This is a genomic window from Bacteroides sp. HF-4919 (assembly GCF_018860125.1).
The window spans coordinates 153,254-165,721 of sequence record NZ_JAHKNF010000008.1 but is presented as its reverse complement, the minus strand read 5'-3'; the positions used below and the strand labels follow the sequence as shown (position 1 = coordinate 165,721).

General features: G+C 45.7%; 6 protein-coding genes. All 6 read right to left on the bottom strand.

Annotated elements, in window-relative coordinates; genetic code table 11:
• Nucleotides 1-115: 115 nt before the first annotated feature.
• On the bottom strand, nucleotides 116-664 hold the full coding sequence (locus KO473_RS14900) for a chromate transporter (protein WP_005780686.1): 549 nt from the start codon (nucleotides 662-664) through the stop codon (nucleotides 116-118).
• Between the two features lie 25 nt (nucleotides 665-689).
• Nucleotides 690-1,232, bottom strand: coding sequence for a chromate transporter (locus tag KO473_RS14895; RefSeq protein WP_005807708.1), 543 nt, complete (start codon nucleotides 1,230-1,232; stop codon nucleotides 690-692).
• Nucleotides 1,233-1,261: 29 nt separating this feature from the next.
• On the bottom strand, nucleotides 1,262-5,257 hold the full coding sequence (locus KO473_RS14890) for a two-component regulator propeller domain-containing protein (RefSeq protein WP_005821233.1): 3,996 nt from the start codon (nucleotides 5,255-5,257) through the stop codon (nucleotides 1,262-1,264).
• 172 nt (nucleotides 5,258-5,429) lie between these two features.
• Nucleotides 5,430-9,134, bottom strand: a complete 3,705-nt coding sequence (gene purL, locus KO473_RS14885) for a phosphoribosylformylglycinamidine synthase (protein ID WP_005807706.1) — start codon at nucleotides 9,132-9,134, stop codon at nucleotides 5,430-5,432.
• Nucleotides 9,135-9,372: 238 nt separating this feature from the next.
• Entirely contained in the window at nucleotides 9,373-10,692 is a 1,320-nt protein-coding gene (locus KO473_RS14880) for an LruC domain-containing protein (protein ID WP_122130181.1), read from the bottom strand.
• Nucleotides 10,693-10,966: 274 nt separating this feature from the next.
• A complete protein-coding gene (locus KO473_RS14875) occupies nucleotides 10,967-12,259 on the bottom strand; it encodes an LruC domain-containing protein (RefSeq protein WP_122130180.1) in 1,293 nt (430 codons plus the stop codon).
• Nucleotides 12,260-12,468: the final 209 nt, after the last annotated feature.

The following is a 12,468-nucleotide window of genomic DNA, read 5'->3' as shown; positions in this document are numbered from 1 at the left end:
TTTTTTTTAGACATAAGAACAAAAGAACAGGCTATTCTTTATTTGTTCTTATGTTCTTTTGTCTGAAAACTCTGTGGTTCATCAATGTGTCATCCTGTGGTTCATCAATCCTCTCCTAATATAATATCAGTCCTGCTATTCCGCAGGCAATAATCATCAGAATCGGGTTGGCATTGTACTTTTTCGTTCCGATAAAGGCCACTAAGAAGATGATAATGCTGATTACAAATGTATAAGTATCCCCTGTCGGTGAACCGAAATTCTCCGTATTCATCAAGACCAGTGCTGCCGACGCCAGCAGTCCTACCACAGCAGGGCGGAGTCCGCTGAAAACAGCTTCTACGGCAGGATGTTTTTGGTATTTCAGAAAAAACTTACTGATGGTGAGCATCAGGATAAAAGAGGGGAGCACTACTGCAAACGTGGCGATGACAGATCCCCAGACACTGCCCGTAGCCGTAAAACCCACATAAGTGGCGGCATTGATACCAATAGGTCCGGGAGTGGATTGACTGATGGCTACAATGTCGGTAAACTCCTGAGTGCTAACCCAGTCATAGCGTGTCACGACTTCACCCTGAATCATTGAGAGCATGGCATATCCGCCTCCGAAGCCAAATAGTCCGATCTTGAAGAATGTATAAAAGAGTTGCAGGTAGATCATAATGTTTAAATGTCAAAGTGGATGATTAGCGATGTGACTGTTTCCATTTTCCCCAGCAAAAGCCACCTACGCCTGCCGCGATAATAATCCAGATAGGAGAGAAGCCCAGTAACCAGATAAGCAGGGCAGAAACAACCGGAATCCAGATTGTATACCGGTTGACTTTGGCAGATTTCGCCATACTGAAAGTGGGTGCCGCAATCAGTGCGACCACTGCCGGGCGGATACCCTTGAAGATACGTTCTACGATGGGGTTATCTTTGAAGTTATGGAAAAACATGGCAATGGCCAGTATGATGATAAACGACGGGAGCACCGTTCCAAGGGCAGTTACAAGGCTTCCGCGTATACCGCGCAGTTTATATCCGATAAAGATGGAAATGTTTACCGCCAGGATGCCCGGTGCCGACTGGGATATGGCAAGCAGATCAACGAAGTCATCCTTGGAAATCCAGTTCCGTTTGGTTACGATTTCGTTTTCTATCAGAGGTACCATGGCATAGCCACCTCCGATAGTAAAGGCACCAATCTTGAAAAAGATGCCGAACGCTTCAAGATAAATATTCATTTGATATGTTACTCTTATTCTCTTTTTTCTTACTCTTGTGGGTCTTCTTCCTTATCCTCTTTGCCGCCCTCTTTAGAGTACTTGCTGGGACTCACATTGAAATGTTTCTTAAATACTTCACGGAAATACTTGACGTCACTGAATCCCGTCATCTCGGATATTTCGGTGATGGAGTGTTGTCCGGTCTTTAATAATGTTGCAGCCCGTTTCAGGCGGATCAGTCTGATATAATCTCCGGGAGCCTGATCGGTCAATGCCTTTAGCTTATTATAGAAGCTCGTGCGGCTCATATTCAAAAGGTTGCAGAGTACATCTACATTGAAGGCGGGATTGTCTATGTTTTCTTCGACACTCTTCTTGACCGTAGCAATGAATTTCCAGTCGAGATCTGTTGCACAATTGGGAGAGGCCTCTTCCTCTTCGCTGACTTCAAGGTTGGCATATTTGCTTTTCAGCAGTGCGCGGTTTGTCAGCAAGTTGGCAACGGTTGCTTTCAGAATGCCGATGTTGAACGGCTTGACTATGTATTCGTCTGCTCCTATTTTCAGTCCTTCCAGGATATTCTTCTCATCATTCAGCGCCGTAAGCAGGATGATGGGAATGTGTGACGTTTCAATGTCATTTTTTATGGCGGCGCAAAGTTCGTCTCCCCGCATTTCCGGCATCATGATATCCGAAATGATCAATTCCGGCATATACTCTTTTACGATAGTCAGTGCCTCTTTGCCATTGGAACAAGTTTGGATGGTGTAATTATCCGATAACGTGTGGGTGAGGTAATTACGCAATTCATCATTGTCTTCAACGATCAGTAAACGTTGCAGGTTCTGGTCATGCTGCTTTTTCGCCTTTTCGTAAATATCAGCGGGAGAAACAGGAGGTACTTGCTCCGTGCTGAGTTCGCGTGCGCGGGTAGCCAGATGTGCTTTATGGAAATGCTTGTTATCCTTCGGGAAAGTCACTTTGATAGACGAACCCTGATGTTCTACACTGTTAAGGTTGATTTTTCCTTTGTGCAGATGAACCAGTTTCCATACAAGCATCAGCCCGATGCCGCTTCCGGTCACTTTGGAGTTGATTGCGTTGCTTCCCCGGAAATGTATCTTGAATAGCTTCTTTTGTTCATTGGCAGGGATTCCGATACCAGTATCATTCACCTCAACGCTCCACGTATCGTTCGTTTCGGAAGCGTAAATGTGTACGCTGCCGTTTTCGGGAGTATATTTCAAGGCATTCGAGATGATGTTTTTCAGGATTGAATCCATCTTTTCTTTGTCGATCCATACATTCAGGTAACGGAAATTGCTTTCATAAGTGAAGTTGATGTGTTTCACGGTAGCGTATGGACGGAACGCATTGAAGGTCTCCGTCAGGTAAGTATTCAGTTCATATTCCGAAATATAAAGTTCCGACGAGTATACGTCTGCCCGTTCAAAGTTGATAAGGTTAGTGGTGAGGCGCAACAGTGCATTCACGTTTCGTAAAGCCGTGTTCATGTTGCTGATACCGTCTTTGGTCAATGCTTCCCGTTCGCGTATCTCTTCGAGCGGAGCTTTGATCAGTGTCAGCGGAGTACGGATGTCATGTGCCGTATTGATAAAGAAGTGGATCTTTTCATCCGATATTTTCCTTTGTTTCCGGAGGATGATCATACGTAGGGCAATGATGGCTATCACCGCCAGTACGACGGCATAAATCAGCATAGCCCAAAAACTGAGCCAGATGGGTTGGGCAATACTGATTTCCATGGTACGCTCTTCAAGTACGACGCGTTTGTCTTCATTGGATACCGCACGGATGTGGAGGGTGTACTCACCCGGGCTCAAGTTCGTAAAGCGAATGATGTTTTCATTTCCGGGACGGCTCCATTGGTCGTAGAACCCCTCCAGTTTCCACGAGTATAAAATGTTCGACGGATAGTCGTAGTTGATAGACGATACTTTGAGTGAGAATATATTCTGGCTATAGCTCAGTTTCAGCTCCTTGGTGTCATCAATATCCATATTTAGCGGAGAACTTTCTTCGCCGGGATAAACAGTCTGGTAGAAAATCTTCAGATCGCTGAGTACCATTTTGGAATTATACTTTCTGGGTATCTTCATCGTTCGGCTAAATTCGATGGCACCGTCGGAACTGCCGAATATAAAGTTTCCGTTTTTACGCAACGTGCCTGCTCCGGCATTGAAATGACTGGCCATCAGTCCCTGATCCTTGGTCCAGTTATGGAATAGCTTCTCTGCCGGATAATAACTGGTCAGCCCGTTTTCGGTACTCATGACGATGTCTTCATCCGCGTCCGAGAGGATTGCGTATATATTGTTGGAAATCAACGCACAGTTATCTCTGTGGTAATGGGTGAAGCTTCTCTTTTCCGGATCGTATATCAATAGCCCCGAACCACTTGTCCCGATATATAAAAGTCCATTCTTTGCTTGGTACAGCGAATAAATATACATAGACTCTACCGGCAGGTCGATGCGTTGATACTTACCGGATTCTTTCTCGAGTAAATAAAGCCCGGTTGCCGTACCTATCCACATCTGTTTGCTGTCTTTTTCGATAATGGAGGTGATGGAGTTGAGTCTTGGGTACAGGCGGAGAGTTCTGTTTTTAAAGTTGATGCGCTTCAAGTTGTAATAACCTCCCGACCATATATCGCCATTGGCTGTTTTCATGATAGAACGGATATATTTGTCCGGCTGGATATTGATTCCATACAGTGAAGACGGAGTAACATACTCCACAGACAGGGTCCGTTTGTTTATCTGGTAAATCCCCGAACTATAGCCGGCAGCCCAGATGATCCCCGGTTCTACCTCACACAAAGTAAGGAAGATATGATTCTTATTACGTTCGTCCTTTTCGAAGGAACTCATGAACGAATGCCATGTCCCGTTGGCGGAGTTGTAGTAACTGATTCCATTGTTGGTACCATACCATAAATCTCCGTCACTATCTTCAATGATTGAGTTTACTTGGTCATTGATTAGTGATTGTTTGTTGCCAATGGAATGCTTTATCCAGTTATAGCCCGAATAGCGGTTGTTGCGTACCGTGATGCCGATTGGATAGTTTGCAAGCCAGATGCGCTGTTCGTCATCCACATAAAAGTCGGGGATGTTGTTGCCGTTCATTTCGTTGTGTTGGTTGTAGTCGGCTACGATGTATGGAGTGGTCTGATAAGAGTTTACATTTATCTTATATACTCCTGCACCGTCTGTTGCAACAAGCAGTTCCTTATTGTTCAGTGGCTTTATGCGTGTGATGCTGACGTCTGTCAGGCTCATTCGGGGTTGGGTACTTCGTTTGGTGTTCATGTCATAGACATATATGCCGCGTTCGAAAGTACCGATGAATAATTTGCGTGAAGGGCGGTGGAAATAAAGTTCGTTGATCTGTATCGGGAGATTGTCCAGTTTGTCACACGGAAGCAGATGCAATGCCCGATTTTTTAGTTCGGCGTGATGAATGCCTTGTTCCGTACCGATAAAGAAATGTGTTTCGTCTATTTGTTCGATATCAGTGATATCTTCTTCAATTTCATTTCTGATCTGCAGGGTTTGCTGCGTATGGGTGTTGTATAGATAAAGATATTCATCGTTGCACAGCCAGATGTTGTTATTCTTGTCGATGAAGCTGTAGCTGATGGGAGCGGGGCGGTCTTTGACCACGTCTTCCGGTAGCTTGTAGACAAGTGTGAATTCATCCCGTAACGGGTCGTAACGGAACACCTTTCCTTTCTTTCCTATTTCCCATAAGGTATTTTCGTGGTCCAGATATAGCCAATTCAGGTTAAGCAGTGAATTCAGTTCTTCACCGTTATCCATCAATTTATATCGTTTGAACTCTTTGCCATCATATCTGTCCACACCTTCATGGGTAAGGAACCACATATATCCCTTTTTATCTTTTTGGATGTAATATACCCTCCGGTTGCTTAACCCATCCTCTACACCGATATATTTGTAGGTTTGTGCAGAGACCATAAGAGGCAATAAGAGCAGAAGAAAAAGAATTTTTTTCATACAAGCTGGAATCCTTTAATGATTATTCTTTCGGGGGGCGAATGATTTTACAAAATTAATAAAAAGAGTGGAGAAGTGCAAACTTTACGAAAGGATTTGTTACGGACGCTGAATGACGAAAAAGGGCGGACCTCACTTTGAGACCCGCCCTTCTTTATTGTTGCATATCCTGTTATTTAGTCTTTTCTTCGATCCACTTACGTGCATTTACGAAAGCTTCAATCCATGGAGTTACCTGATCGCTGTGTACGCGGTCGGCGGGATAATTGGCGTTTTGCCATGGGAAGATGGCACGCTCCAGGTGAGGCATCATTGCCAGATGGCGGCCGTCTGTGCTGGCCAAGGCAGCTATCGAATAATCGGAACCGTTCGGGTTGCCCGGATATTCGTCGTAGGAGTATTTGGCTACTACGTTGTATTGGTCTTCATCGTATGGCAGAGAGAATTTTCCTTCTCCGTGTGCTACCCAGATACCCAGTTTGCTGCCGCTCAGTGAGCCGAACATAACGCTGCGGTTGGTAGGGATAGTGACACCGATGAAGGTCGATTCGAACTTATGTGATTCATTGTGCAGCATTTTTCCTTTCTTCTCGTGTTCCGGATTTACCAATCCCAGCTCCATCATCAACTGACAACCATTACAAATACCCAATGACAGTGTGTCTTCACGTGCGTAGAACTTATCGAGTGCCTCTTTTGCTCTTGGATTGAACAAGAAACCTCCGGCCCATCCCTTGGCAGAACCCAATACATCTGAGTTAGAGAACCCTCCGCAGTAAACGATCATATTTACATCTTCCAGTGTTTCGCGTCCGCTGATAAGGTCGGTCATGGTGACATCCTTCACGTCGAAACCTGCCAGATAGAGCGAGTATGCCATTTCACGTTCGCCATTCGTACCTTTTTCACGGATGATGGCGGCACGTATACCGCTCGGAGTACGACGTTCCGGAGTGATGCCGTATTGAGACAGTTTGCCTTTGAAGCCCGGCATGAATGCGAATTCAAGTGGTTGCATCTTGTAGTTCTCAAAACGTTTCTTGGCGCATCCGTTCATTGACTGTTTGCGGTCGAGCAGGTAAGAAGAAGAATACCACACATCACGCATATAGTCTATACCGAATTGGTAAGTAGCACCGTCCTTGTTTACCAGAATATGACGTTCGTCCGTCGGTTTACCCAACTTGATGAAGCCTACGCCGGCATCTTCGAGGATTTTCTTCACTTCGTCTTTGTGCTTGTCGCTGATCTGGATAACGATACCCGGGTTTTCGGCAAACAGAATCTTCACGATATCCGTTTCCTTCATCTTGTCAAGTTCGATTTCCAGGCCACCTTCTACGTTGGCAAAGCACATTTCAAGCAGCGTAGTGATCAGACCACCTGCCGAAATGTCGTGTCCGGCAAGAATCAGTCCTTTGTTCACCAACTCCTGTACTGCCAGGAAAGCGTCGCGGAAGTATTCGGCATCCTGTACACAAGGCACTTCGTCACCTACCTTACCCAATGACTGCGCAAATGCCGAGCCGCCCAGTTTCAGGCTGTCGAAACTGAAGTCGATATGGTAGAGTGTAGTTTTGGCATTGTTGACAAGGACGGGAGAAACCACTTTCTTCACGTCCGAAACCTCACCGCCGGCTGATACGATTACCGTTCCCGGAGAAACTACTTTCTCTCCATTCGGATACTTCTGAGTCATAGACAAAGAATCCTTTCCGGTCGGAACATTGATCTGCAATGCACAGCAGAAATCGCTCAGTGCTTTAACGGCTGTATACAAACGGGCGTCTTCCCCTTCCTGAGAGCGGCAAGGCCACATCCAGTTGGCGGAAAGTGATACGCTGTCCAAACCTTCGGCCAGCGGAGCCCATACCAGATTGGTCAGCGCTTCGGATACGGAAAGGATGGAACCTGCTGCCGGATCGGCCAGTGCGGCCTGCGGAGCATGTCCGATAGAAGTAGCGATACCTTTCTCGCCACGATAGTCGAGTGCAACGACACCACAGTCGCTCAAAGGCAACTGGATTTCTCCCTGGCACTGCTGGCGGGCTACTTTACCCGTAACCGAACGGTCCACTTTATTAGTCAGCCAGTCTTTACAAGCCACGGCTTCCAGCTGCAACACCCGGGTCAGATATTCGTGAAGTTTGGATGTTTCATATTCCGGCATTGTATAGTGACGTTCTACGGTCTTGTCTATCATGTAAGTTTTGGGAGAAGAACCGAACATCTGGTCTACGGCCAGGTCGAACGGACGGACGCCGTCGGCTTGCTGGAAAGCAAAACGATGATCTCCGGTCGTTTCACCTACCACGTACATCGGAGCGCGTTCACGTTCGGCAATTTGGCGTACGTGTTCGATGGCCTCTTCTTTAATAAGGAGTCCCATGCGTTCCTGGCTTTCGTTTGCTATAATTTCTTTGGCCGACAACGTTTTGTCACCGATAGGCAGCTTACTCATGTCAATAAGCCCGCCGCACTCTTCCACCAGTTCGGAGAGGCAGTTTACGTGTCCGGCCGAACCGTGGTCATGGATAGATACTACCGGGTTTTCGTCCTCTTCGCAAAGGGCACGAACCACATTGTTGGCGCGTTTCTGCATTTCCGCATTGGCGCGCTGTACGGCATTCAGTTCGATACCGCTGCTGTAACGGCCTGTATCTACCGACGAAACCGAACCGCCGCCCAATCCGATACGGTAATTGTCACCGCCGATCACTACTACTTTGTTTCCGGCTTCCGGCTGTCCTTTCAGGCAGTCGCGTTGTGTGCCGTAACCTACGCCTCCGGCAAGCATGATTACTTTGTCGTAACCATAAGTTTCATTGTTTTCCGTATGTTCAAAAGTCAGTACCGAACCGCAGATCAATGGTTGGCCGAACTTGTTGCCAAAATCACTCGCTCCGTTGGAAGCTTTGATCAGGATCTGTTCCGGAGTCTGGTATAACCATTTGCGTACCGGCAGGATTTCTTCCCATTCGCGTCCTTCTTCCGTGCGTGGATAAGAAGTCATGTAGACGGCTGTTCCGGCAATCGGCCATGAGCCTTTACCTCCGCCCATACGGTCGCGGATCTCTCCTCCTGTGCCTGTCGATGCACCGTTGAAAGGTTCTACTGTGGTGGGGAAGTTATGGGTTTCCGCTTTCAGCGAAATGACGCTTTTGATATCTTTTATCCGGAAGAAATCGGGTTTGGAGTGGTCTGCCGGGGCAAATTGTTCAATTACCGGACCTTCGGCAAAAGCCACGTTGTCTTTGTAAGCTGAGATGATTTTGTTCGGATTCTCCTGAGTAGTCTTTTTAATCATCTGGAAGAGGGACGATTCCTGCTCTACGCCGTCGATGATAAATGTTCCGCCAAAGATTTTGTGACGGCAGTGTTCCGAGTTGATTTGTGCGAATCCGAAAACTTCCGAGTCAGTCAGGCGGCGTCCAAGATCCGATTCTACCTTTTTCAGGTAGTCCATTTCTTCTTTTGACAGGGCGAGACCTTCTTTTTCATTGTAGGCTTCCAGATCGTCGATATAGATAATGGCTTCCGGTTGGCGGTTGGTCGTGAATACGTTTTGGTCGAGACCTTTGTACATGCGTTGCAGCATTGGGTCATAGTCGGCATTTTCATCTTTTACAGGGAAATACTCCTCGATACGGCTGATACCTTCGAGTCCCATGTTCTGGGTGATTTCTACTGCGTTGGTACTCCATGGAGTAATCATCTCACGTCGTGGCCCAACAAAGCAGCCTTGCAGGTTTTCTTCACTTTCCGGCACGGCTTCACCAAAAAGCCAGCAGAGTTTGTTGTTGTCGTTCGCGTTAAGTTCGTGGTTGCTCTCTACGGCAATCACGCTCTTGGAAGGGGTTCTGAAAAAAAGAATCATGTGTGTATATACGATTTTGTTTTCTTTGCGTGCAAAGATAAGCAAATTCGTTGGTGGTGAGAAAGAAATGCAATAAAAAAACTTCAGCCTGCCGTGGAATGAGACAACGGGCAGGCTGAAGGCAAAAACTAATCTGATTTGTGATTCTGAAAGTTGCCGGCTTGAGGGCGAATTCTGCCAACAACTTTCGCGCAATCCTTAGAAAACCGATACTAATTTTTACTATTGAGATGAAGGATTAGTGTTCTTGGGGATTGATGTAGGGAAAACGCATGTCGGGGTGATTATACCATTGAAGTTCTTGTGTGGCATTTTCCAACTCATATCCTCCGCTCTCCAACCAATTCTTAAAGAGTGGATAAACTTTCAGCAACTGTTGTTTCTCTACTGCCCATCCCATTTCGACAGGTGCTTTCAGTGCCCATACAAAACCGTCTTTATTGCAATAATAGTTCTTTCCAGCCTCTTTCCGGTCAGTTTCATAACCTTTATATAATTCAGTAGGCTTGAATCCGACGAAGTGTATTTCACGTCCGTTCTCGGGGTTCTGGAGGAAATAGTCAAAGTCGTATGAGGAAGAGAAATTAGAAAGTATAAAACTATAGTTATCTGGCGTTATACTCAATTTGAATGAAAAAACGACAGTCGGTGTTTCCTCACTGGATGCGATCAATTTACCAACTTGTGTGTTGTAGAATTGGGTTCCGTCCGGTCCTTTTAGTTTTTCAAGTCCTGTCAAGGCAAATATGGGGCTTGAAGCATTTGCGAGAAACTCTACACCAATGCCTTTGGTAGCCGATTCAATGTTAAAATCTGTGATCTGATTATTGGTTATTGTCGGGGAAGCAATGAGATTTCCCTGCATGGTCGTTGCTTTACCCGGCAATTGGATGCAGAAACGATATGGCAGACTCCCTCCCATTGCACGTAGCTTCAGGCTGATGGTAATATCCAAATAGTTATTAGACCAACCGCCATTCATTCCCCAAGTCACTTGTGTCTGATAGTTTATCACGAAGTCGTTGAAATCATAGTCTCCCAATTCAGGCCACATGTCTTCAAACATAAGTGTACCGTATTTATCTTTGGCGGGCTTATATATGTGTGTTGAATAATCACCCCCTTTTATTGGGGTTGCGCTGTCCGGAAACAAGCAGTCGGCTTCCCAACGGTGCGATTCACTTCGTGTGAGGGTTTTTGACTTGATGCTTATCTTTTGAGTCTCGTATCCCCCGTTGGTTACCGGATATTTGATCCAGATGGCATTATTGGCGCTCGGCACTTCCAAAGAAGTGTTGTTGTCTCCTTCCGGGATCGCAAGGTCTGCTATCTGTTCGGAACATGCTTCGTCCAGATAGATGGAAGCGGAAACGGCATGCGGCGCATTGGTCGCAAGGGTGACGGTGCGTGTTGTAGACCAGTCGAAACCATCCGGTATAACCAGGTCAGTGGTGTTTCCGGTGGGTGGTACCGAAAGGTCTTTGTCGTCGTCTACACAAGATGTCAAAAGACACATTAGTCCTGCTAATGTGTACATTGCGGTTTTCATTCTTTTCATAATTTTATTGTATATTCATGTAAGTTTGCTGTGTGTTCTGTTTGAATCCTGATACAAACTTATTGTATATATTGTCAAATCACGCAAAGAATGTGGCAAAAGTGGTTGAAATGTTCAACTTTTAAGGGTCTGATAGTCTATTCGTGCGAAGAGAATCAATAAAGAAAAACTTCAGCCTGCCACAGTCAAGGGGGGAATGACCGGACAGGCTGAAAAATAAATCAAACAAATACCTATTTGAATAATAGGATTAGGGTATGAAATGTTTGATGGCTTATTTTATTGCTTGAGATGAATCGAGATATTTGAACCAGTTTTCGTTGAAGTCCGGACTGTCCGGTGAGAGATTCGGATTAGTGATCCAGCTTCTGAACTTGCCGTAAACCTCCATGATATCTTTCTTTTCGCGTGGATGTGCAAGCTTAACAGGCACTTTGATACCCCACACGAAATTGTCGGTACTGCAATATTTGATGTCACTGCGCATATTGTTTCCGGCTTCACCGGCGTATGAATCGCTGTAGTAAGCAGTCGGTTCGTAACCTCTCAGGTGAATTTCACGTCCTCCGTTCCTTTCTTTCTGGAGGAAGAAGTTCTGATTTTCTGAGGTTGCCGCTGCCCCTAATGCCTTTGCTCTTTCTAAGCTGTTGAAGCAGTTGATCTTTAATCTGTATTTAATCGTTACCAGGTCATTGGCTGCTATCTGATGGTCAGCTTCGGTATTATAGAATGTTCCGCCGTTATTCTGTTTCCGTAATTGATCGGTGCCGGTGAATATGAAGATAGCAGGAGCGTCTTTTCCGGGATTCTGAAGTTCCATCTTAACAAGGTCGTTCCCGTTTATTTCGACCACTTCGTCGATATATTTGGCAGATGTTTGGTCCAATTGCAGTCCCAGGCGATAAGGCAGATAGCCTCCCATTGCACGGAAAGTGATTTCAAATTCAATTCCGTCTGCCTCATATTTATCTTTATCCTCTGTGTTGTAGCCGTCAAAGAAGGTCGCTTGCGTGTGATACCAGATAACGAAATCGTTGAAATCATAATCTCCCATTTCGGGCCAGTTATCTTCCATCATCAGGGTTGCCGTTTCTCCTTTTGCGGGATACCATTGATGTCTGTATGCACCCTCTCCTCCGTTTGTGTCAAATCCACTCACGTTTTCCGGCAGTTTGACCAAGGTCTCTGCACGTGTAGAAGCCGTATTGAGGGGGATGTTCATCATTTCTTTCCCTTTGCTTGTAGCATACTGTACGTATAATGCCCGGTCTGCCTTGGCTACATCCAGCCGGATGTTTTTGGCAACTTCGGATACAGGCAGTTCTGTCAGTAAACTTGCGTCGGTGCATGATTCGTCGGTATAAATCGCCACTCGTGTTGCCACGGGCGAAGTAATGGAGAGATTGACACTCCTTGTAGTGGTCCAGTCCGCATCATCCGGTATGATTAGGTCTGTTGTTTTTTTCGATTCTTGGGGTTGTGAGAGGTCTTTGTCATCCTCAACACATGCTGTTAAAGCAAGTGTTGCTCCCAGTAGGGTGTACATCATCCAATGCGTTGTTTTCATTATTTTTGTGATTAGGATTATTTACTTGTTCGTTTGTGACTGCAATATACAATGAAAAGTTGTATATTATGTTACTTTGTGTCTTGTTTTTATATAAAATGTTGATTTTCTATGTGTATATGTGGTTGGAATAGTCAACTTTTGGCAGAATAGAGGCTGCGTATATACGAAACAGAGGCTCTATTCACCCGGAATAGAGCCTCTGTCTG